The organism is Rhodanobacter sp. MP7CTX1, from assembly GCF_014205795.1.
GTDB lineage: Bacteria > Pseudomonadota > Gammaproteobacteria > Xanthomonadales > Rhodanobacteraceae > Rhodanobacter.
On the sequence record NZ_JACHCN010000013.1, the window covers coordinates 41,404 to 62,171 of the forward strand.

Genomic DNA, 20,768 nt, shown 5'->3' on the forward strand with positions numbered 1-20,768 from the left:
GAGCTATCGCGACTGAAGTCGCTCCCACAGGTTCTTCTCGACGTGTTTCGCGCAGACTCGATCCTGGAGTGCGTTCAAACAAATCAACGAACGACTACGCGCCGGCATCCGACCGCTCAATCCAGTCATGCGGCGTGAGCACCGGCAATCCGTACTTGAGACGCGCCCGGTCGCATTGCGGATTGATCGTGCCGAACTCCCATGATGGGATTACCTCGCGGCACACCGATGGTCGCTGCATGTAGATGCTGCAATGTGTGGCTTCACCGACCGTGCCTCGCAATGCGACGCAGTGCGGCTGCGCGACGTTGGTGCCGCGCATCGCGAGCCGGTGTGGATCCAGCTTTTCGGTGAACTCTGGCGGCACGCTGCCGCCCAGCGAGGCTTCCGCCTCCGACCAGTGAAACGCCACACGAAAAGCGGCGCAACAGGCGCCGCAACGCAAACAGGGATGTTCCATCAAATTGACCAACGCGCACCCGCGGCGCGCAACGCGCGAAATTAAAACGTTGAAGATCTGTCAGCTTTGCCTATGGCTCGCCGGCAAACGTATTGCACTGACCCATGTCACCACTGTTGAAGCCGGCCTTGAACCATTTTACCCGTTGCGCCGAAGTGCCGTGGGTGAACGAGTCCGGCACGACGCGTCCCTGCGCTTGCTGCTGCAATGTATCGTCGCCGATCTGGCTGGCGGCATTGAGGGCGGATTCAACATCACCCGGCTGCAGCCATTGCAGGCGTTGCTGGGTGCGATTGGCCCAGACGCCGGCAAAACAGTCGGCCTGTAGCTCCTGTCGAACGGACAAGCCATCAGCACCATCCATCGGCGCACCCTGGCGGCGCGCCGCATCCACCTGGTCGAACACGCCGATCAGTTTCTGCACGTGATGACCGACCTCGTGCGCAATCACATAGGCGCGGGCGAAATCGCCGGAGGCGTGAAAGCGATCCTGCAGCTCCTGGAAGAACGCCAGGTCCAGATACACCTTCTGATCGCCCGGGCAATAGAACGGCCCTACCGCCGTCGATGCGGCGCCGCAAGCGGTACTCACGCCGCCGCTGAACAGCTCGAGCTTGGGATCGACGTAGGTTTTGCCGTTGGCGGCGAAGATGTCGCCCCAGGTCTTCTCGGTCGAGCCGAGAATCTTGCTGACGAACTCCTTCTGTTGCGGATCGACCTGCGCCGGCACCGCAGTCTGGGTCGATGCGTCGGATTGGGTGCCACCCTGGTCCAGCAGCGCCAGCGGATTCTTGAAAAAAATCCAGCCAAGGATCGCCATGATCAGGATGCCGCCCAGGCTCATGCCCCGACCGCCTCCAAAACGCGGACCGCCGCCGCCGCTGTCGACTTCGACGTTGTTGCTGCTTTCGCCTTTCTGCCAGTCCATACGTCCCCCGCTGAGAGGTGCACAACGTCCCATAACGTCACTCGACGATAACCCGTTCGCCGGGATCACGCCAAGCACTCGCTGCAGCTACAGTAGGCCCTCTTTCACGAGGACCCACCATGACCTATCTGCCCGCCCTGGTTACCCTGCTCACCATGTTCTTGTTGGCCGGCACCATGTACGCGGTCAGTCGCGCCCGTGGCCGCCATGGCATCAAGGCGCCCGCGGTCACGGGCCACCCGGCATTCGAGCGCGCTTACCGCGTGCAGATGAACACGCTGGAAGGCACCGTCATGTTTTTGCCGACGCTATGGCTGGCGGCAAACTATGGTTTCAGCGGGTGGGCGGGCATCGCCGGACTGGTCTGGCTGGTTGGCCGGGTGTGGTACGCGCTGGCCTATCTGAAGGACGAGACTAAGCGCGGCCCGGGTTTCACGGTGAGCGCGATCGCCTGGGTGGCCTTGCTGGTGATGGCGTGCATTGCGGTGTGCCGCCTCATGCTGCTCGGCTGAAGTTCGGGCATCGCGCCGGCCATCAACACGCCCTTGCAATCTTCATTGTGGTGAAGGGTGCCGGGATCACGCCGTGCATCAAGACACCTCGGACAAGAGTGCAAGTCGCTCATGCGGTCACTTCATCAGCCTCGATCTCACCGCAACCGTGCCAGATGGCAGGATTGCCCGCGCTGCCAGCATGCCGGTAGCGTGCAATCCATGAACACCACGCGCGCAGTCCGTCCCGACGACACGCGTGTCCTGCAATAACCGCGGCCCTGCTGGATGTCATGTACGCCGAAACTTCTCCCATGCCGCCGTTGATGCCTCCCGCGCGGAACGAGGGGCATGCCGATGCGCGGCCTCCGAATCTGTGGGGGGCGTTGGGACTGATCTTGCTGTATTTCGTATTGCAGGCCGTGAGTAGCACGCTGGTTGTGCTGGCCATCGAAGTTGCAGAAGGTTTCAATCTACACGGCGGCGCGGCACATCTCGGTGCCACAGCTCAAGCCCTGCTGGCGCAACCGGACGTCCAGGCAGTGACGGCCATGCTCACACTGAGTGTGAGTGCATCACTGACCTTGCTGGTGGCACACCAGAAATGGCCCCGGCTGTGGTCGCTGGCATGGCCGCCGGGTTTCGGTTTCACGCTGCCGGCACGCCCGCAGTTCTTTGTGCTGGCGGTTGTCGTGGGCCTGGCTGCTCCGATGCTGGGGGGACTACTGACCCACCTGCTTGCGCACGACCACGACGTCAGCCAGAACATCCAGCAACTCGGCCGAGCTGCGCCTCCAGGGCTGCGCATCCTGCTGGTACTTATCGTGACAAGCCTGGGGCCGCTGGTGGAAGAGCTGCTATTCCGCGGCGTGCTGCTGTCGGCACTGATCCAACTGGCGTGGATACGGCGATGGCGTGTCGGTTGGGCGGTAGTGCTCAGCTCGCTGGCATTCGCGCTGGTCCATCTGCCGGGCCTGCATTGGCAGTGGTACGCGCTGCCCCAGTTGATGCTGCTGGCGCTGGCACTGGCGTGGTTGCGGCTGCGCTCCGGCTCGATCTGGCCTGGGGTGCTGGCGCATGGTGCCTACAATCTGCTGGCGGTGGCCGCATGGTTTGCAGCGACCCACCTACCGGCTTGATCTCTACGAAGAGGCCGCATTGAAACCGCGCAACAAACGCGCGGTTTCAAATACCGGCAAACCCATCACGCCGGAGTAGCTGCCTTCCAGGTGTTCGATGAGCAGGGCACCTCGACCCTGGATCGCATAGGCGCCCGCCTTTCCGAATGGTTCGCCGGTGGCAACATAGGCTTCGATGGTCGACTCGTCCAGCGTGGTGAAACGCACGCGTGAGATGCATGTTTCGGATCGCTCTTGCGCTGCACTGACCACCCACACCGCGGAAATTACCGCATGCGTTCGGCCCGACAATCGGCGCAACATGGCGGCGGCATCGTCCGCATCCCGCGGCTTGCCGAATACTTCGTCGTCGAGCACTACTTCGGTATCCGCACCCAGCACCACGGCATCCTGCGCATTCACCAGGCTGGCCAATCCGGCACGCGCCTTGTCGCGTGCGACACGACTGACATAGTCCTGTGGCGACTCCCCCAGAGCACGCTGCTCGGGCACATCGACATGGAGAGCGGTGAAATCGATGCCGAGCTGCTCTAGCAACTGGCGACGGCGCGGCGACTGCGAGGCGAGGTGGAGCATGGAGATTCCGGATCAGCGGCAGGACGCAAGCATAGCTGCGCTCAGAGCGCCAGGCCGTACTCGCAGAACTCTCGGTCACGCTGCCAGCCCAATGATTCGTACAACGCCTGCGCCGCCGCGTTGTCCAGCGCGGTGGACAACGACAGGCTTGCCGCACCGAGCGACCGAGCCTCCTCTGCGGCCGCGTTGAGCAACGCCGCCGCCACACCCTGGCGACGCGCATTCGGAGATACGAAAAGGTCGTTGAGCAGGTACGTGCGCACCGTGCGCACTGAAGAGAACAATGGATACAGCTGGGTGAAACCGATCCCTTCACCCTGCCCATTACGTGCAAGCAGAATCAGCGATTCACGCTGCCGCGAACGCTCCTCAAGAAAGCTGCGCGCGCGCGCGAGATCCGCCGGCTGACCGTAGAACTGACGATAGCCATCGAACAGCACCGCCAAGGCTTCGAGGTCGTGGATCGTGCCTTGTTGAATCTGAAAGGACATGCGGCTGGACGGCTTGGTAGGTTGGGTTGAGCGTAAGCGAAACCCAATATCAACGCATCCTCAGTGTGTTTCGCTGACGCTCAACCCAACCTACGCACAGGTCAAGCCCTGTGATAGGGATGACCTGTTGCGATGGTGGTGGCGCGATAGAGCTGCTCGGCCAGCACCAGTCGCACCAGCATGTGTGGTAGGGTCAGCGGCCCCAGTGACCAGCTTTGTTCGGCGCGCGCCAGCACTTCGGGTGCGTGGCCGTCCGGCCCCCCGATCAGGAACGCAAGATCGCGCCCTGCCATGCGCCACTTCGACAGCTGTTCGGCCAGCTCCTCGCTGGACCACGTTTTGCCACGGCCATCGAGCGCGACGACATGCGTATCGCGCGGCAAGGCGGCGAGGATCGCCGTGCCTTCCTCGTGAATCGCGCGGGTGTCATCGCGGCCTTTGCCACGCAGGCCAGGTTTCAGTTCAACCAGTTCGAGTGGCAGCTCATGCGAGAGCCGCTTGCGGTATTCGGCAAAGCCTTCCGCCACCCAGCCGGGCATGCGTTCGCCAACAGCGATCAGGCGTGCGCGCATGCCACGCTCTTATCAAACAAAACGCGCGAAGCGCCGCGTTTGCCTCCTCTCCCCAGCCGGGAGAGAATTGAAGTGGCCCCATCTTGCGGCTCACCCCACACGAAGTCAGCCAGCTTGCGCGGTATCGGCGTCGTGCCCGTGGTCGCCCACCGTCCACAGGCGCTCGAGGCCGTAGAACTCGCGGATGCGCGGCAACATCACATGGACGATCACGTCGCCCAGATCCACCAGCACCCATTCACCCTCGACCTCGCCTTCCACGCCCAGCGGCATCACGCCCGCCTTCTTGGCAAACTTGGCGACTTCGTCGGCAATCGATTTCACATGGCGCGCCGAGGTGCCGGAGGCAATCACCAGCAGGTCAGCGATGGAGGTCTTGCCGCGAACGTCGATCTCGCGAACGTCCTTGGCTTTCAGTTCTTCCAGCGCGTCGATGACCGACTTGCGCAGGGTGGCCGTGGTAACGGACTTGTTCGTACGGGCAGTACTCAAGAGGGAGAGCCTCAATGCGTGATCGCAGCGCGAAATGGCGCGGGCGCAGTATAACCGCCCTGCCGTCAAGGGGTATTTTGGAGCCTTATCAGGGCTCCAGCGTCCGCTTGGCCAGCCGGTACTCGTACATCAGGCGGGCTACCAGTTCGGCAGCCGGTTGCGGACGGACCAGACTGGCCGCCTGCCCGCACCATTCGGACAGCAGATCACCGCGTCCGGCCGCGGCGGCGGCCCGGCGCAATGGGGCCGTGAGCGCGTTCAGTATCGGATACGGCAGACCCTGCGCGGCCGAAGGCATCGCCTCGACGAAGCGGTTGCGCAAGCCGCGCGCCGCCCGGCCTGAGAAGCCGCGGATGGTCGTGACCTGGTAATCCTCGACACGCGGCAGATCCTGCTTCCAGGCCTCGGCCGCCGAACATTCCGGGCAGGTGAGGAAGGCGGTACCCAGTTGACTCGCCGCCGCGCCCAGAATTTCAGCCGCCAGCACGCCGCGGCCATCCATGATGCCGCCGGCAGCAATCAGCGGAACATCCCTTGAATAGGCTGCCATCGCGCGCACCGCCAGCGGCAGCAGCGCAAACAGGCCGATCATGCCGTCCTCGGCATCGTGCAGGAAGGTGCTGCGGTGGCCGCCGGCTTCAGCTCCCTGCAAGGACACGGCATCGGCGCCGCCGTCGGCCCAGGCACGCGCCTCGTCTACCGTGGTCGCGGTGCCGATAACGTAGATGTCGCGCTGCTTAAGTTCGCGCAACTGCGCCGGAGTGATCACGCCAAACGCAAACATCGCCACCGCCGGTCGCGCCTCGCACAGGGCGGCGAACTGGTCGGAATAGCGCGGCGCCCATTGCGCCGGCATGCTGGTGCGCACGCCAAGGCCCTCGCGTGCCATCAACGCATCAAGCTGTTCGCGCGCTTTCGCCACCGCCTCCAGATCGGCTTCGAACGCGTCCGGCAATATGAACAGGCCGATCGCATACGGACGATCGCTGAGCGCACGGATCTGTGCCGCCTGATCGAGGATCGCCTGTGGTTCCAGATAGCCCGCGCCGAGCGACCCGAGGCCACCTGCGTTGGACACAGCCGCCACCAGGGACGGTGGCGTAGAGCCGGACATCGGCGCCTGAATCAACGGATGTTCGATATCGAGACGGCGGGTGAATGGTGAGCTCATGCTTCACGTCCTGCGGCTGATTGACGGCCAAGTATCCGCCGCTCCCGGGCGCGGAGGAAGTGAAGCCGGGTCGCTTGGACCTACCCCAGCCCGGCCACGATGTTCACCGTGATCGCGATGATGAACACGTTGAAAAAGAACGAGATCACGCTGTGCAGCAACGCCACGCGACGCAAGTATCGACTGGTGATCTGCACATCGGAAACCTGGAACGTCATGCCGATAACGATCGCGAAATAGGCGAAATCCCAGTAATCCGGCGTCTTCGTATCGGGAAACTCGAGCCCTGAATGTTTATCGCCCTGATCGCCATAAAAACCGTGCGCATAGTGGATCGCAAACATGGTGTTGAGAAACATCCAGCACAGCACCACGCTGACCGCACCGACCACCACGGTCATTGCGCCACCCGTCTTGGCCGCATGCAGCTCGTTGCTCAGTGCCACCATCACCACCGTCGACAGCACCACGCCACTCCACAGGACTCCCCAACGCCCGGAATCCTGCTCCTTCGCCTGGGTGCGCATGGCCGTCGGTGTGGCCCGGTTGAACATCCGCGCCAGGATGGACAGAAACACCACGGCGCCGAGGTCGAATCCCAGCAACACGGCAATCGTCGGCTTCAATCCGGCAACCACCAGCAAGACACTGACGACAATGAAAATCGACAGTGAAATGAGCATCCGCGGCCTGACTTTCAGAAAGTGAAATGGCTGCCAGCGGCGTTTGTTCGGTGGCGGCGTCAAGCTCGCCTTGTCTGCACCGCTCATGCGTGACACCACAACGGCGCGGTCATCGGCAGCATCACGACGACTATCGACAGATCGGCACGATTGGACAAGAAAACCTCCCGCATACCCGGCGCAATGCCCGGTCAAGCGGCCATGATAATGGGACTCACACGCACAAATCCTGATATTCCGGATGCCGTTTTATCCACGCCGATGCGTACGAACAGGCCGGCACCACCTTCCAGTGTTCTGCCCGCGCCGCCTCCATGGCCGTCTGTACCAGCGCCGACGCGATGCCGCGACTACCCACCTCAGCCGGCACCCCGGTGTGGGTGATCGTCATCACGCCAGCGGCGAGGGTGTAATCAAGCTCGCAATCCGCACCATCCACCTGCGTTTCAAATCGATGCGCGACACGATCGTGGCTAATGGTAAACGGCATACGCATCCCAACCCGGGCGAGGAAAACGCCGAGCATACGGCTTGATGGCGATAACTGCAGGTGAAACCGGAGCGCCGATTCCTTCGCGCGGTCTGCATGAACCGGCCGACACACTGACTGCTTGCCCAGCACACCCCACAGGAGAACCCTATGAAGAAATCCGCATCCGCCCACTGGTCCGGCGGCCTCATGGACGGCCAAGGCAGCATCACGACGGAAACTCCCGCGCTGCGCGAGGCGCCGTACGGTTTCAAATCCCGTTTTGAAAGTGGCCCAGGCACCAACCCGGAAGAGTTGATCGCGGCAGCCCATGCCGCATGCTTTTCGATGTCGCTTTCGCTCGGGCTGGGCAATGCCGGGCTCACGGCGGACAGCATCGATACCAAGGCCGTGGTGACGCTGGACAAGGATGGCGACGGCTTTTCGATCACCACGTCGCACCTCACCTGCAAAGCCAAGGTGCCCGGTACCGACGCGGCCACGTTCGCCAAGATCGCCCAGGCAAGCAAGGAAGGTTGTCCGGTATCGAAGGTGCTCAAGGCGACCATCACGCTGGATGCCGTGCTGGACAGTTGAACGCCAGCCAGCGCGCCCGACGGGCGTGTGTAGATTGGCGGTGAGCGTATGCGAACCCCAACTGGGCAGGCCTCGATGTCGGGTTTCGCTGGCGCTCAACCCAACCTACAAAGCGACTCCGCTGGACTTAGGCTGGCAACGCAAGGTCGTCATCTTCGAACGCTGCGGTCGCCATCACCCGATTGCGACCCGCACGTTTGGCGGCGTACAGCGCCTTGTCGGCGCGTTTCAACACCGCCGACCCATCACTCTCGGCCGGCGCGGCCACGGCTACCCCGACCGACACGGTAAGTTGCAGCACATGGTCATCGATCAGCATCGGGGTGCTCTCGACCATCAGCCGGATGCGCTCGCCGAGCAGTAATGCAGCGGGCAGATCGATCCCCGGCGACAGCACCACGAACTCCTCACCGCCGACGCGGCCGATCACGTCGCTCTCGCGCAAGGTGGCTCGAATGCGCGATACCAGCGCGCGCAGCACCTTGTCGCCGCTGCTGTGACCGAAACGGTCGTTGACACTCTTGAAATGGTCGGCATCAAGCATCAACACGCCTAGCGATTGTCGCTGCCTGATGGCCCGATCCAGCAGTTGCGCGGTTGATTCGTCGATCGCCAGCCGGTTGTTCACCCCGGTCAGCGGATCGATCCGCGCCAGCGTATGCAACTCCTGCTGCAGGATCTCGTTGTAGAGCAGCAGAAACCCGATGCTGGCAAACAGGGGTTGTTGTCCGGAGAACAGGATGTAAATGAAATTGGTGGCGGACGGCGCGCTGATCTGATCGGGCGGATTGACGCCCAGCCAGAGCTCGCCGTTGCGCCACACCACGAGCACGAACGCCAGCACGCTGATCAGTAGCAGCAGATTGCGTGCCCGCGAGCCCCGTGGCTGCAAGCGGCTGCGCAGTGCCTCGATGTTCAGCAGGATATAGAGCGCGACGGCGAAGGAACCCCACAATACCCGGTGGCGATAGTCCACTTCGATCAGACCGAACCATGCGACGCCCAGCCAGCCGACGACGCCAATCGCCAGTACCAGGCGCCACCGCAACGGTTCGCCAAGCAACATCCGCAGCGCGACGACGCAGATGCCCTGCGAGATCAGGCTGAGCCCATTGCCGCCCAACAGCAGCAGTAGGGGCGAAACATAGGCACGCAACACCAGGATGCCCCAGCCCGCCGCTTCCAGCCCCAGGGCAAGAGCGCGGATGCGCAAGCTGGTACGTGCGCGACCCACATCACCGTGGATACCGACCCATAGCATCAACGCCAACACCGCAGCCTGCACGGCGGTGATCAGCGACAGCGTGTCGATATGAAGAGGCAGCATGCGCGCTCGGGTCAGATGGGACGGGTTGATCCTTTGTTGCCTGTTGTACCACCCCTTCGGTCGGCCACGCTTGCGCGGCTATCACGGTAGCGATGGTCATGTTATCGGCCGATTCCGAGAAACTTGAGCGTTGACAGGCCGCCGCGTTTCGCTACTTTCAGTGGCTGGAATCTCTCTGGAAGCAGGATGGCCACGCTCATTCCGACCCGAAACGGCTGTCTACCCCGCATGACCGGAGGCGAGAAGCGCTTTTCCGAACGATTGGAGACCAAGCTCGAAGACGACTATCTGCTCTGGTACGACGTGCCGGTGGGGCTGAAACAGCGCCGTCCTGATTTCGTCGTCTTCCATCCGCGTCGCGGCATGCTGGTGCTGGAAGTGAAGGACTGGAAGCCGGACACCATCCGCCACGCCGACAGTACCCAGTTCACCCTGATCACCGATCGCGGGCTGGTGAAGGAGGCCAATCCGCTGCTGCAGGCACGTGCTTACGCGCTGGAAATCGGCGTTGTCCTGGAACGCGACCCCGCACTGCGCCACCCTCCCTCCAGCCATTACGCCGGCAAGCTGGTGATGCCATGGGCATACGGCGTGGTGCTGGCCAACATCAGTCGCCAGCAGTTCGTCGACGGCGAACTTGACGCGGTGATCCCGGGGCACCTGGCGATCTGCCGAGACGAGATTTACGACGGCGTCGAGCCCGAAGCGTTCCAGGAGCGGCTATGGGCGATGTTCCCCCAGGTATTTCCCACGGCGTTGACCCTGCCGCAAATCGACCGCGTACGCTGGCATCTGTTTCCGGAAATTCGCGTTTCGCCCGGCGAAGGCCAGTTCGGCCTGTTCGACAACATCGCGACCGGCACCACCAAGTCATTGGAAATCCCCGACCTGATCAAGGTGATGGACGCACAACAGGAACAGCTCGCCCGCTCGCTTGGCGACGAGCATCGGGTCATCCACGGCGTCGCCGGCTCCGGCAAGACCATGATCCTGGGCTTTCGCGCAATGCAACTGGCGTGCGAACTTGCCAAACCGGTACTGGTGCTTTGCTACAACAAGACGCTGGCCGCGCGCCTCGGCCAGCTGATGGGTGAGCGCGGCCTGGCCGACAAGGTCGACGTGCGCAACTTCCATTCGTGGTGCTACCAGATGCTCCAGGCCTACCACGTGCCGCTACCGGAGAAAGACGAGAACTATTTTCCGGCGATGGTCGCGAAGGTCATGGAAGGGGTCGAACGCGGTCAGATTCCGCGCTTCCAGTATGGCGCCGTGCTGATTGACGAAGGTCACGACTTCGAGCCGGACTGGTACAAGCTGATCGTGCAGATGATCGACCCCAACACCAACTCGCTATTGGTGCTGTATGACGATGCGCAAAACATCAATGGCAGTGCCAGTCGACGCAAGTTCACCTGGAAGAGTCTCGGCGTGCAGGCGCAGGGACGCACGACCATCCTCAAGCTCAACTACCGCAACACGCTGGAAATCCTTGCCGTCGCGCGCAGCTTCGCGAACGAACTGCTCGATGCACAGGCCGGCCAAGACGATGGCGTCCCGCTGATCGCGCCGGAAAGCGCAGGCCGCAGGGGCGCGTTGCCGGAGCTGATCCGGGTCGAACACGCCCGCGACGAACTGCCCTGCCTGGTGCAGCGCATCCGCGATGAGCAGGCCCGTGGTCGCCGCCTCGACGACATCGCGGTGCTTTATCGCTATGGCTGGCAAGGCGACAAGCTGCGCGAAGCATTGACCCGCGCCGACATTCCCTGCCGCCTCGCCGAGGGCAAGGACAAGAGCTCGCTGTTCTTGGTCAAGGATTGCGTGAAGCTGATCACCATGCACTCCAGCAAGGGCCTGGAGTTTCCGCTGGTGATCATCCCCTACCTCGGCCAACTGCCGAAACCCGGCGAAGACGAATCGCATGAGGCCCGTCTGCTCTACGTTGCCATGACCCGCGCCACCGAACGCCTGCTGCTGATCCATCACGAAGATTCGGTATTCAGCAAGCGCATCCGCGATTCGATCAACGAAGTGCAGGGGCAGCTGGAGCTTAGTGCGTGAAATCGCGACCACCGCCGCTGTCGCGCATCATCGCGATTTGGGCCACGTTAACGGCGTGTGCCGTCATCGGCTTCGTTATTTATTCACACGGCCGAGCGCCTGACGAACTGGTCATGGCGAACACATGGGGCTTCCAGATCGTCGTGGCACTGCTGTTCGTCGGTGTTCCAGCGGTAATGTTGTTAATCGCGTGCTTACTTGTCGGCTCATTGATCTGGTGTCGCCGACCAACGGAATCCCTGCTTACCGTCAATCCTGACGAAAGTGGAAATGGCTATACAAGCCAGGAGCCTACTGATGAACAACACCCACTCTGACACCACTGAGTGATTGATCGCCAGAGCCCTCCACGGAAAAATGCTCAGCGGCGATACGGCGCCAGCAAACGGGGGTCCTCAAACAGACCCCCAGGCAGCAGATAGCGCGGATCGCGTCCGGCGGCGAGCAGCTCGCGGATGCGGGTGGCGGAGATTTCCAGCGGAGTGACCGCCAGCTCGATCAACTTGCCGGCGGACGTCTGTCTCAACGCGGCCGCATCATCGACACGGCGGTCGGCAATCATGTGCTGCAGTTCATCGGGGAGCTTGGCCTCCATGCCGGGCCGTCTCAACACACCGATGTGCGCCACATCGAACAACTCGCGCCAGCGATGCCAGCTCGGCAAGCCGGCGAACGCATCCGCACCGAGCAGCAGCACCAGCGGACGCTCGCCCTGCTCTCTACGCAATTCAGCAAGCGTATCGATCGTGTAGGACGGGCCGCCTCGTTGCAGTTCGCGAGTATCCAGCGTCAAGCGCGACTGGCCCTGCAAGGCGGCGCTCAGGATCGCCACACGCTGCTCCGCCGATGCGATCGGTGCGGCCCGGTGCGGCGGCACGCTGGCCGGCAGCAGCCGCACTTCGGCATCGAGCAGTTCCGAAGCTTCCCAGGCCACGCTCAGATGCCCCAGGTGCACCGGGTCGAACGTGCCACCGAAAATGGCGAGGGGGGACACCTTTTCTTTTTTTCGCTGGTTCACGCCAACGCCTGCGCCGCCCGCGGCTCGGCGATGGCTGCGATCAGGCGCTCCGCTTCCTGCCAGGCATCACCGGCTTCACGGCCCTTTGCCATGCGGTCGATGCGCGAGGCGCGGGCAAGGCATTGCAGCCAGTGTTCTCGTGGCGCACGGCGCAGCGCCTTGCGGAACAGTTGTTCGCGCGCGGGCCACAGGTGCTCAATGCGTACCTGTGCGGCGAGATCGTTCGCATTGGCCAGGCGCAGCGCCAATTGCAGCTGATTGACCAGCCAGCCCATCAGCGCAATCAATTCGTCACCTTCGGCGCGCAGGCCGGCGAGCACACGCAACGCACGCGCGCCGTCGCCAGCAAACGCGGCGTCGGTGAGCTTGAAGGCGTCGTAGCGAGCGCTATCGGCAACCAGGGTTTCCATCTCGACGGCATCGATGCGACCGTGCCCGTGCAGCACGGCGAGCTTGTCGATTTCCTGCGCGGCGGCGAGCAAATTACCCTCCACGCGCTGTGCCAGCAGTGCCGCAGCATCGGGTGTGGCGGTCAGCCCGCGGGTCGCGAGTCGCGCGCCGATCCACGCGGCCCATTCGTTCGGTCGCGGTGCGTTGAACACCACCATCGTGCCGCTGGCGTCGAGCTTTTTGCTCCACGCGCCGTCGTGCTTGTTGCTCCACTCCATCGCGGTGACCAGCAAAGTGACATCCGGCGGTGGATCGGCGCAAAACGCGTTGATGGCCTTGGCGCCCTCGATGCCGGGACGGCCACTGGGCAGGCGCAGATCGATCAATCGACGGGTGGCAAACAACGACATGCTAGCGCCGGCCCGTGCCAGATCGTTCCAGTCGAAATGCTGACCGACGTCGAGCACCTCACGTTCGCTGTAACCGAGCTTTTTCGCCTGCGCGCGCAACGCGTCGGCCGCCTCCAGCACCAGCAGCTCCTCGCCGGCAAGCAAATACACCGGCGCCAGGTGGTCAGCCGTCAACGCCTTCTGCCACTGGCCGTGACTGAGCGGCATCAGCGCGCGCTGGAGGTGGTCGCCGGGGCGGCTACAGGCGTGATGGGCGCCGGCGTAGCCGTGGTTGAGCCAGCGGCCGGCGGCGCGGCCACTTCACGTTTGTTGACCGCCTGCAAGCGGAACATGATCGCCTGCACCATATCGCTGATCAGGCTGCCCTGGATCTCCTGCACTTCCGAAGCGTTACCGATGGTCTGGGTGGCGTCGTAGCTGTATTCACGCGACATGCTGATGGTCTGCATGGGCATCAGCGTGTTCCCCTTGGGGTCGACCAGGTCGAATCGCACCTGATAACGAACGGCGTATTCGGTAATCAGCGAGTAGCCACCAAGCGTCAGTGTTTCGGTGCCGAACGCCGCGGTCGGCACGTTCAACTCGGCGATACCGGCACCGCCGTTGTCCTCGATGGTGGCACCTGAAACCTGCAGGGCGCGAGACAGCGCGCGCTGCAGATCGCTACCCACACCGCCGCTGACGGTAAGGTGCACCCGCTTCATCGCTGGCGGCAAGGCCGCGCTCTGACGCAGATGAAAGCCGCAGGCAGCCAGCGCAAGCGCGGACACCAGCAGCAACGAGGCTTGGAACAGGCGACCGGCTTTCATGAAACTCATGGATTTCATCCTGCGACGATGTTGACGATCTTGCCGGGTACCACGATGACCTTACGTACGCTCAGGCCTTCCAGGAAGTGCACCACTTGCGGTTGCGCACGAGCCAGTGCCTCGGCCTCTTCTTTCGAGGCGTTGGTGGCCAGCTCGATGGTAGCGCGCAATTTGCCGTTGATCTGCACCGCCAGCGTAACCGTGTCACGTACCAGTGCAGCGGGATCGGCCTGCGGCCACGGCTGATCTTCCAGCACAGCCTGGGGATGGCCGAGGACTTGCCACAGAGCGTGGCTGATGTGCGGCACCACCGGGTTGAGCAGCAGCACCATCACTTCCAGCGCCTCGTGGCGCACCGCGCGCCCCTGATCGCTCTGGTCGTTGAACTTGTTCAACGCGTTCAGCAGTTCCATCAAGGCAGCGATGGCTGTGTTGAACGCGTGGCGACGGCCGAGATCGTCGCCGACTTTCTGGATCGTCTCGTGCACCTGGCGGCGCAGCGCCTTCTGGCTCGCATCCAGCGCACCCGGATCCACGACAGGATGATCCGGATTCGCGGCATGCGTCGTGACTTCGCGCCAGAAGCGCTTGAGGAAACGCGACATACCCTCGACGCCAGCCTCGCTCCACTCCAGCGATTGCTCCGGTGGCGCGGCGAACATCGAAAACAGGCGCACGGTGTCGGCGCCGTACTTGTCCACCATTGTCTGTGGATCGATGCCGTTGTTCTTCGACTTGGACATCTTCTCGGTGCCGCCGATCTGCACCGGCTGCCCGTCTTCTCGCAGCACCGCACCGGTAACTCGGCCGCGCTCGTCGCGCTGCACGTCCACCGCGGCCGGATTGATCCAGTCCTTCGAGCCGTCGCTGTGATCGCGATAGAACGTCTCGGCAATCACCATGCCCTGACACAGCAGGTTGCGCGCTGGCTCATCGCTACCCACCATGCCCGCGTCGCGCAACAGCTTGTGATAGAAGCGGAAATACAGCAGGTGCATGATCGCGTGCTCGATACCACCGATGTACTGGTCGACCGGCAGCCAGTAGTTCGCGCGCTCGTCGATCTGCGCGTCTGCACCGGGGCTGGTGTAACGCGCGTAGTACCAGCTCGACTCCATGAAGGTGTCGAACGTATCGGTCTCGCGTTCGGCCGGACCACCGCACTGCGGACAAGTGGTTTTGCGCCACTCGGGATCGGCCTTGATCGGCGATTGCACGCCGGAGAACGCCACGTCTTCGGGCAACACCACCGGCAGCTGGTCTTCCGGTACGGGCACCGCCTCGCACTTCGGACAATAGATCACTGGAATTGGGCAACCCCAGTAACGCTGGCGGCTGACGCCCCAGTCGCGCAGGCGCCAGTTGACCCGGCGCGAACCGCTGCCGTCGTGCTCGAAACGCTTGGCCAGCGCGCTCAGTGCCTGGCTGAAATCCATGCCGTCGTATTCGCCGGAGTTCACCAGCAGGCCGCGCGGCGTCCAGGCGGCATCCTGCTGGATGCGTCGTTCAAATTCCTCGACCACGCGAACCGGTGCGGAAATGTCCTGCGCATTGATGTCCCTTGCGCCCAACGCCGCCTGCATGACATCGCTGTCGACGCCTTGTGACAGGTCGTGGTCAATCTGGTTCAACGCATCGATCACCGACTGATCGACGATCACCATCTTGATCGGCAGGCTGTATTTCTGCGCAAACTCCCAGTCCCGCTGATCATGGGCCGGCACCGCCATCACCGCGCCGGTGCCGTAGCCCATCAGCACGAAGTTCGCGATCCACACCGGGATCGGTTCGCCGCTGACCGGATGGATCGCGCGCAGGCCGGTGTCCATGCCGCGCTTTTCCTGGGTCTCCAGCTCGGCTTCGGAAACGCCGCCGTGCTTCAGGTCAGTGATGAATTCAGCGAGCTTTTCGTTATCTTGCGCAGCCTTCAGCGCCAAGGGATGCTCGGCGGCGATCGACAGGAAGGTCACGCCCAGCAGCGTGTCCGGGCGCGTGGTGAACACACTGAGCGGTTCGGGGCTGCCCTCCACGGCAAAGTGGATTTCCAGCCCTTCGCTGCGCCCGAGCCAGTTGCGCTGCATGGTCTTGACCGCATCGGGCCAGCCCGGCAGCGTGTCCAGGCCATCCAGCAGTTCTTGCGCGTAGTCGGTGATCTTCAGGAACCACTGCGGAATCTCGCGCTTTTCCACCAGCGCACCGGAGCGCCAGCCACGACCATCGACCACCTGCTCGTTGGCCAGCACGGTGTGATCGACCGGATCCCAGTTCACCACCGCGTTCTTGCGGTAAGCCATGCCCTTTTTCAGCAGCCGGGTGAACATCAGCTGTTCCCAGCGGTAATAGTCCGGTCGGCAGGTGGCGAACTCGCGGGTCCAGTCGATCGCGTAGCCCAGCGACTTGAGCTGGCTGCGCATGTGGTCGATGTTCGCGTAGGTCCACTTGGCCGGCGCGGTCTTGTTTTTGATCGCAGCGTTTTCGGCAGGCAGGCCAAACGCATCCCAGCCCATCGGCTGCAACACATTCTTGCCGTTCATCCGCTGGTAGCGGCTGATCACGTCGCCGATGGTGTAGTTGCGCACATGGCCCATGTGCAGAGCGCCGGAAGGATACGGCAGCATCGACAGGCAGTAGAACTTGGGCCTGGAGGAGTCTTCCTTTACCTCATAGGCATGCTGCGCATTCCAGTACTGCTGCGCCGCCGCTTCCAGCGCCTGTGGCCTATAACCGCCCTGCTCTGCGGCGTTGCCCTGTTCTGGGGAGTTCGGGTCTTGAGTGTCCTGCATGATTCCGGCGCCGTGGTGCGTTATCGCAAGCCGGCGACAGCCGGCTGCGGTGAACTGATCAGACTAGCCCAGCACGGGCCGGGCGCCAAGCCTGCAACCCTCAGGGAGCCGGGCAGGCCGCCGCCTGACCGCTTTCCAGCGAGTAACCCGCTGCGGCGATCTGCCCCGCCAGCTGCTCGATCGCCCGTTGGTGGCCCTGTACCAGCGCGTCGAAACCGGGCCCGACCGTCTCGCTGATGCTGCTGCTGCAGGCCAGTGCGCCAGCGTGCCCGCCATGCAACAAGCGCACGCTCCAGGTTCCTTCGATCAGCGCGTAGCCACCGGGCTGAGAGTCGAAGCGGCGCAGATCCAGCTTGATCCGCAGCAGCGGCTTGTCGTTGGCGGGCAGCCCGCTGACGTCCTGGCTGTGCAGAGCGCGCGCCAGATCGGCCGACAGCGCGCCGCGTACCTCGTCGGCGAGAGGCGCAATCCAGCGTTCGCCGTCGAGCAACGCCACGCCTTGGCCGCCCTCACGTACCACCAACTGTGGCTGGTCAACCTGGGCCGGCACGCTGACCGGCAGCAGCTCGAACGGCAATGGTGGCCGGTTCGAGCCTGATGCACCGGCTGACTCGCCCGACGCTGCCATCGATCCAGCCTGCGCGATCAGCGTGTAGTAATGCAGCGGCGCCGAGGCACATGCCGTCAGGGCCAACATGGCGCCCACGCCAAACAAGCGCTTTCCTGTGCGTATCAGGCCGGTGCGTATCATGGCTTGCTCCCTGTCTGCGGTTCGACGGCTGGCGGCGGAGTGGTGCCGGGTGTTGGCGCGGCATCCGGGCGACGGCCACGGATCAAGGCTTCCGGATGACCACTCAGATAATCGGTAAGTACGCGCAGCGAACGCGCCGCACGCTGCAGCTCCTGCAGCGTACTGCCCAGGTTCTGCTGCAAGGGTGAATCCCCGGACAGCGCATCGTTGGCCGTACCCATGGTCTTCTGCACGCCCTTCATGGTGTTCTTCAACTCCGGCAAGGTCTTGCCATTGACCTGCTGGATCGTGGCGTTGAGCCCGGCCAGGGTCTGATCCAGGTTCTTGCCGATGCTCTCGAACGGGATCTTGTCGAGCTTGTCGACAATCTCGGCCAGTTGTTCCTGCAACTTGTCGAAGCTGCCAGGCACCGTGGGGATCATCAGCGGCTTTGCGTTGGGATCGAATACCACCTTCGGCGACTTCGGCAGGAAGTCCAGCGCGACATACAGCTGGCCGGTAAGCAGGTTGCCGCTGCGCGCCTGCGCACGCAGGCCGTGATCGATCAGGCGTCCCATCATCTGGCTCAGGTCGGGATTTTCGCCGCGCGACTTCGCCAGCGCCTCCAGCTTGTCATAGGCATTGCCCAGCCGCTGCGGATAGACCACCGCCCCGACGACCACCGGGAAGCGCTGCGTCTGTGCGTCGTAATCGAGGTTGACCGACACCACCTTGCCGATGTTGATGCCCAGGAACTCCACCGGCGCATCCACCGTCAATCCACGTACCGATTGATCGAAGCGCATGCGGAAGTAATGCGGTTCGCCATCGGGCGGCGCCATTGCCGTGGCCTGATCGGCAAACAGCCGATACTCGGTCAGCTCATGTGCCGGCGTGCTGTCGTGAGGTCCACGCGGGTCCAGAAAGGCAATGCCACCGGCCAGCACCGAAGCCAGCGACTGGGTGTTGACCTTGAGCCCATCGGCGCCAAGCGAAAGGTCGATACCGCTGGCGTTCCAGAAGCGCGTGGATACGGTGACGAACTTGTCGTTGGGGCCATCCACGAAGATGCCCAGCGAGATGCCCTTGCCGTCCGGGTCCAACTGATAGGACACCACATGGCCCACCTGGATGCGCCGGTAATAGATCGGCGATCCGATATCCAGCGAGCCGAGGTCGTCGGTATGCAGCACGAAGCTGCGGCCCGGCGCACCGTGATTTACCGATGGCGGTATCTCCAGTCCCTTGAAATCAGTCTGTGGTGCCGAAGAATCGCCCGCATCAGCGCCGATGAAGGAACCCGACAGCAGCGTGTCGATGCCGGAGACACCACCCAGGCCGATACGCGGACGCACCACCCAATAGCGCGTCCCTTCGGTGGCAAAACTCTCGGCACTCTTCTCCAGCGCCACGCCGACCAGCACACTTTTGTGATCGCTGCTGAGTCGGATCTTGTGGACCCGCCCGATCACCACATTCTTGTATTTCACCGGCGTCTTGCCGGCATCCAGGCCTTCGGCACTCTGGAAGTTGATGGTGATCTCCGGGCCAGCCTGCAGCCAGTAATTGACCACCAGCGAAAGACCCACCAGCGCAGCCAGCACCGGCACCAGCCAGATCAGCGATGCATTGATACGGGGACGCCTGACCACCGGCTGTGGCAACTCGTCGCCATCCAGCGGGCCCTGTCCAGTGCGGTTGTCGTCAGTCATTGGTATCCCTGCCATCCCAGATCAATCGTGGGTCGAAACTCATCGAGGCCAGCATGGTCAATACCACGGTCAGGCCGAAGAAAATCACACCGGGCAACGGTTCAACCAGGCTCAGCAAGTTGAAACGCACCAGTGCCGTCAACAAAGCCACTACAAACACATCCAGCATCGACCAGTAGCCGATCAACTCGACCAACCGAAAAAGTTTTGCCCGCTGCGGCAGCGCCCAGTTGCTGCGAAAACGGCTGCTGATCAGCAGCACAGCCATCACCAGGAATTTCAGCATGGGCACCACAATGCTGGCGGTGAACACGATCACCGCCAGATCCGGCGAACCCTTGACCCACAGCTCGACGACGCCGCTGAGGATGGTGTTGTCGTCGATGTCATTCAAGCTGGCGGTGCGCATGATCGGCAACACGTTTGCCGGTATGTACATGAGAAACGCGGCAATCAGCAGAGCCCACGTACGCGCATAACTGGCCGGTTTGCGCCGATGCAACACACTGCCGCAGCGCGGACAGGCAACCTCGCCGTCGCGGCCAGCATCGTCGGCGGCAGCACGGCACACCAGTCCGCAGACATGGCAGCTGATCAGACCGAGGTCGGCGGCGCGCGGCAGTGCACTCATATAGCCGTCTCGGGCGTCGTGACGTCCCACAGCAGGCGCAGGTCGACACTGGCGAAAATGGTGATCAGCAGGGTCAGCACCGCATAGGCGTAGATGCCCGGATCCGCCACCACGTCGAAATAGATGCGCGCCTTGACGATCGCCACCAGCGCGCCGAGCACGAAGACCTCGCTCATCGTCCACGGCCCGATGTAATGCAGCGTCACCATGATCCGCACGAAGCCCGGAGCGCGCCGGCCCTGGCGGGCAAACCACAGCAGCCAGCCGAGCGACATCATCTTGAACAGCGGAAAAAAGAACAGCGTGGCGGCGGCCAGCACCGAGACGACCTGCGCCTGTTGCTGCCACATCTGGATGATCGTGCCCCACAGCGTGGCACTGCTGTACTGACCGTTCAGACCCAGCGTGACGATCGGCCACACGTTCGCCTGCACAAATACCACCATCGCCGTCATCACCAGCGCCAGCATGGCATTCACGCTCAAACCGTGATGGCGCTCCAGCACGGCCTGGCAGCATAGACAATGGGCTACTTCACCACGGGTCAGCGTGCGACGGCGGTAGACCGTGTCGCAGTATTCGCAGATAAGCAGTGCTTCTGGTGACGTCTTGCCCATGCACTCGATGCCTTGCCCGGAGGGGGCGATCTGCGGATTCTCGCAAATCTGCCGTGAAGGCGCTGAACCACGGGAATCCCCTGCCTTGTTCAGCGCCGGCGCCATGATGTCTCAAAAGACCGCAAGGTATGGTGTACCTCCGCGACAGCGCAGCCCGGATCTGGGGACAGGCAGCGTCGATGACAACCGTGTTGAACAGACAAGAGCAGCTCGA

23 protein-coding genes are annotated in these 20,768 nt (G+C 63.0%); 5 read left to right on the top strand and 18 right to left on the bottom strand.

What is annotated here, in order from left to right; translation table 11 throughout:
- Positions 1–94: 94 nt before the first annotated feature.
- Positions 95–460 carry a YkgJ family cysteine cluster protein gene (locus tag HDE77_RS15175; RefSeq protein ID WP_184418613.1) on the bottom strand — a complete coding sequence of 122 codons (366 nt, stop codon included), beginning with the start codon at positions 458–460 and terminating at the stop codon, positions 95–97.
- A gap of 70 nt (positions 461–530) precedes the next feature.
- A complete protein-coding gene (locus HDE77_RS15180; protein WP_184418615.1) occupies positions 531–1,388 on the bottom strand; it encodes a neutral zinc metallopeptidase in 858 nt (285 codons plus the stop codon).
- A 119-nt stretch (positions 1,389–1,507) separates the two neighbouring features.
- On the opposite strand from HDE77_RS15180, the gene HDE77_RS15185 reads away from it, so the two are divergent.
- Together HDE77_RS15185 and HDE77_RS15190 are read left to right on the top strand one after the other, a co-directional pair.
- Positions 1,508–1,900 (top strand): MAPEG family protein, encoded by a 393-nt coding sequence (locus HDE77_RS15185; protein WP_184418617.1) that lies wholly within the window; start codon positions 1,508–1,510, stop codon positions 1,898–1,900.
- A gap of 293 nt (positions 1,901–2,193) precedes the next feature.
- Positions 2,194–3,018: a CPBP family intramembrane glutamic endopeptidase gene (locus HDE77_RS15190; protein WP_255482757.1), complete on the top strand. Its 825-nt coding sequence runs from the start codon at positions 2,194–2,196 to the stop codon at positions 3,016–3,018.
- A 3-nt stretch (positions 3,019–3,021) separates the two neighbouring features.
- Here the strand turns inward: HDE77_RS15190 and HDE77_RS15195 are convergent, their stop codons facing one another.
- The 7 genes from HDE77_RS15195 to HDE77_RS15225 form a co-directional block, all read right to left on the bottom strand.
- Positions 3,022–3,594, bottom strand: a complete 573-nt coding sequence (locus HDE77_RS15195; RefSeq protein ID WP_221444308.1) for a Maf family protein — start codon at positions 3,592–3,594, stop codon at positions 3,022–3,024.
- A gap of 41 nt (positions 3,595–3,635) precedes the next feature.
- Complete coding sequence (locus tag HDE77_RS15200) at positions 3,636–4,085, bottom strand: GNAT family N-acetyltransferase (protein WP_184418621.1); 450 nt, start codon at positions 4,083–4,085, stop codon at positions 3,636–3,638.
- A 101-nt stretch (positions 4,086–4,186) separates the two neighbouring features.
- On the bottom strand, positions 4,187–4,657 hold the full coding sequence (gene rlmH, locus HDE77_RS15205; RefSeq protein ID WP_184418623.1) for a 23S rRNA (pseudouridine(1915)-N(3))-methyltransferase RlmH: 471 nt from the start codon (positions 4,655–4,657) through the stop codon (positions 4,187–4,189).
- Between the two features lie 105 nt (positions 4,658–4,762).
- Complete coding sequence (rsfS, locus tag HDE77_RS15210) at positions 4,763–5,149, bottom strand: ribosome silencing factor (RefSeq protein WP_184418625.1); 387 nt, start codon at positions 5,147–5,149, stop codon at positions 4,763–4,765.
- 88 nt (positions 5,150–5,237) lie between these two features.
- Positions 5,238–6,320: a nitronate monooxygenase gene (locus HDE77_RS15215; RefSeq protein WP_184418627.1), complete on the bottom strand. Its 1,083-nt coding sequence runs from the start codon at positions 6,318–6,320 to the stop codon at positions 5,238–5,240.
- Positions 6,321–6,400: 80 nt separating this feature from the next.
- The gene (locus tag HDE77_RS15220; RefSeq protein ID WP_184418629.1) at positions 6,401–7,090 is read right to left on the bottom strand and encodes a DUF1345 domain-containing protein; all 690 of its coding nucleotides are present in this window, start codon (positions 7,088–7,090) and stop codon (positions 6,401–6,403) included.
- A gap of 127 nt (positions 7,091–7,217) precedes the next feature.
- A complete protein-coding gene (locus tag HDE77_RS15225; RefSeq protein ID WP_184418773.1) occupies positions 7,218–7,493 on the bottom strand; it encodes a GNAT family N-acetyltransferase in 276 nt (91 codons plus the stop codon).
- A 150-nt stretch (positions 7,494–7,643) separates the two neighbouring features.
- Here HDE77_RS15225 and HDE77_RS15230 point away from each other — a divergent pair, with 150 nt between their 5' ends.
- Positions 7,644–8,069 carry an OsmC family protein gene (locus tag HDE77_RS15230; RefSeq protein WP_184418631.1) on the top strand — a complete coding sequence of 142 codons (426 nt, stop codon included), beginning with the start codon at positions 7,644–7,646 and terminating at the stop codon, positions 8,067–8,069.
- A 127-nt stretch (positions 8,070–8,196) separates the two neighbouring features.
- Here HDE77_RS15230 and HDE77_RS15235 read toward each other — a convergent pair whose 3' ends face one another.
- Positions 8,197–9,396 carry a GGDEF domain-containing protein gene (locus tag HDE77_RS15235; protein WP_184418633.1) on the bottom strand — a complete coding sequence of 400 codons (1,200 nt, stop codon included), beginning with the start codon at positions 9,394–9,396 and terminating at the stop codon, positions 8,197–8,199.
- A 186-nt stretch (positions 9,397–9,582) separates the two neighbouring features.
- On the opposite strand from HDE77_RS15235, the gene HDE77_RS15240 reads away from it, so the two are divergent.
- The gene (locus HDE77_RS15240) at positions 9,583–11,454 is read left to right on the top strand and encodes a 3'-5' exonuclease (RefSeq protein WP_184418635.1); all 1,872 of its coding nucleotides are present in this window, start codon (positions 9,583–9,585) and stop codon (positions 11,452–11,454) included.
- Complete coding sequence (locus HDE77_RS15245; RefSeq protein WP_184418637.1) at positions 11,451–11,771, top strand: hypothetical protein; 321 nt, start codon at positions 11,451–11,453, stop codon at positions 11,769–11,771. The genes HDE77_RS15240 and HDE77_RS15245 overlap by 4 nt, the downstream gene beginning before the upstream one ends.
- A 44-nt stretch (positions 11,772–11,815) precedes the next feature.
- Here the strand turns inward: HDE77_RS15245 and nadD are convergent, their stop codons facing one another.
- The 8 genes from nadD to HDE77_RS15285 form a co-directional block, all read right to left on the bottom strand.
- Positions 11,816–12,448, bottom strand: a complete 633-nt coding sequence (gene nadD, locus HDE77_RS15250) for a nicotinate-nucleotide adenylyltransferase (RefSeq protein ID WP_184418775.1) — start codon at positions 12,446–12,448, stop codon at positions 11,816–11,818.
- Positions 12,449–12,468: 20 nt separating this feature from the next.
- Positions 12,469–13,479, bottom strand: coding sequence for a DNA polymerase III subunit delta (gene holA / locus HDE77_RS15255; protein WP_184418639.1), 1,011 nt, complete (start codon positions 13,477–13,479; stop codon positions 12,469–12,471).
- Positions 13,479–14,090 carry an LPS assembly lipoprotein LptE gene (lptE, locus tag HDE77_RS15260; RefSeq protein ID WP_184418641.1) on the bottom strand — a complete coding sequence of 204 codons (612 nt, stop codon included), beginning with the start codon at positions 14,088–14,090 and terminating at the stop codon, positions 13,479–13,481. The genes holA and lptE overlap by 1 nt, the downstream gene beginning before the upstream one ends.
- Positions 14,091–14,095: 5 nt before the next feature.
- A complete protein-coding gene (gene leuS / locus HDE77_RS15265; RefSeq protein WP_184418643.1) occupies positions 14,096–16,864 on the bottom strand; it encodes a leucine--tRNA ligase in 2,769 nt (922 codons plus the stop codon).
- A 100-nt stretch (positions 16,865–16,964) separates the two neighbouring features.
- Positions 16,965–17,615: a PqiC family protein gene (locus HDE77_RS15270; RefSeq protein ID WP_184418645.1), complete on the bottom strand. Its 651-nt coding sequence runs from the start codon at positions 17,613–17,615 to the stop codon at positions 16,965–16,967.
- On the bottom strand, positions 17,612–19,306 hold the full coding sequence (locus HDE77_RS15275; RefSeq protein ID WP_184418647.1) for an MlaD family protein: 1,695 nt from the start codon (positions 19,304–19,306) through the stop codon (positions 17,612–17,614). Before HDE77_RS15275 ends, HDE77_RS15270 begins: the two co-directional genes overlap by 4 nt.
- Positions 19,299–19,937, bottom strand: coding sequence for a paraquat-inducible protein A (locus tag HDE77_RS15280; RefSeq protein WP_184418649.1), 639 nt, complete (start codon positions 19,935–19,937; stop codon positions 19,299–19,301). Before HDE77_RS15280 ends, HDE77_RS15275 begins: the two co-directional genes overlap by 8 nt.
- The gene (locus HDE77_RS15285; protein ID WP_184418651.1) at positions 19,934–20,554 is read right to left on the bottom strand and encodes a paraquat-inducible protein A; all 621 of its coding nucleotides are present in this window, start codon (positions 20,552–20,554) and stop codon (positions 19,934–19,936) included. The genes HDE77_RS15280 and HDE77_RS15285 overlap by 4 nt, the downstream gene beginning before the upstream one ends.
- Between the last annotated feature and the right edge of the window lie 214 nt (positions 20,555–20,768).

Excerpts from the sequence above, each read along its gene's own strand:
- HDE77_RS15175 (WP_184418613.1), bottom strand. The coding sequence starts at position 460 with ATGGAACATCCCTGTTTGCGTTGCGGCGCCTGTTGCGCCGCTTTTCGT.
- HDE77_RS15180 (WP_184418615.1), bottom strand. The coding sequence starts at position 1,388 with ATGGACTGGCAGAAAGGCGAAAGCAGCAACAACGTCGAAGTCGACAGC.
- HDE77_RS15185 (WP_184418617.1), top strand. The coding sequence starts at position 1,508 with ATGACCTATCTGCCCGCCCTGGTTACCCTGCTCACCATGTTCTTGTTG.
- HDE77_RS15190 (WP_255482757.1), top strand. The coding sequence starts at position 2,194 with ATGCCGCCGTTGATGCCTCCCGCGCGGAACGAGGGGCATGCCGATGCG.
- HDE77_RS15195 (WP_221444308.1), bottom strand. The coding sequence starts at position 3,594 with ATGCTCCACCTCGCCTCGCAGTCGCCGCGCCGTCGCCAGTTGCTAGAG.
- HDE77_RS15200 (WP_184418621.1), bottom strand. The coding sequence starts at position 4,085 with ATGTCCTTTCAGATTCAACAAGGCACGATCCACGACCTCGAAGCCTTG.
- rlmH (WP_184418623.1), bottom strand. The coding sequence starts at position 4,657 with ATGCGCGCACGCCTGATCGCTGTTGGCGAACGCATGCCCGGCTGGGTG.
- HDE77_RS15215 (WP_184418627.1), bottom strand. The coding sequence starts at position 6,320 with ATGAGCTCACCATTCACCCGCCGTCTCGATATCGAACATCCGTTGATT.
- HDE77_RS15220 (WP_184418629.1), bottom strand. The coding sequence starts at position 7,090 with ATGAGCGGTGCAGACAAGGCGAGCTTGACGCCGCCACCGAACAAACGC.
- HDE77_RS15225 (WP_184418773.1), bottom strand. The coding sequence starts at position 7,493 with ATGCCGTTTACCATTAGCCACGATCGTGTCGCGCATCGATTTGAAACG.
- HDE77_RS15230 (WP_184418631.1), top strand. The coding sequence starts at position 7,644 with ATGAAGAAATCCGCATCCGCCCACTGGTCCGGCGGCCTCATGGACGGC.
- HDE77_RS15235 (WP_184418633.1), bottom strand. The coding sequence starts at position 9,396 with ATGCTGCCTCTTCATATCGACACGCTGTCGCTGATCACCGCCGTGCAG.
- HDE77_RS15240 (WP_184418635.1), top strand. The coding sequence starts at position 9,583 with ATGGCCACGCTCATTCCGACCCGAAACGGCTGTCTACCCCGCATGACC.
- holA (WP_184418639.1), bottom strand. The coding sequence starts at position 13,479 with ATGCCGCTCAGTCACGGCCAGTGGCAGAAGGCGTTGACGGCTGACCAC.
- lptE (WP_184418641.1), bottom strand. The coding sequence starts at position 14,090 with ATGAGTTTCATGAAAGCCGGTCGCCTGTTCCAAGCCTCGTTGCTGCTG.
- leuS (WP_184418643.1), bottom strand. The coding sequence starts at position 16,864 with ATGCAGGACACTCAAGACCCGAACTCCCCAGAACAGGGCAACGCCGCA.
- HDE77_RS15270 (WP_184418645.1), bottom strand. The coding sequence starts at position 17,615 with ATGATACGCACCGGCCTGATACGCACAGGAAAGCGCTTGTTTGGCGTG.
- HDE77_RS15275 (WP_184418647.1), bottom strand. The coding sequence starts at position 19,306 with ATGACTGACGACAACCGCACTGGACAGGGCCCGCTGGATGGCGACGAG.
- HDE77_RS15280 (WP_184418649.1), bottom strand. The coding sequence starts at position 19,937 with ATGAGTGCACTGCCGCGCGCCGCCGACCTCGGTCTGATCAGCTGCCAT.
- HDE77_RS15285 (WP_184418651.1), bottom strand. The coding sequence starts at position 20,554 with ATGGGCAAGACGTCACCAGAAGCACTGCTTATCTGCGAATACTGCGAC.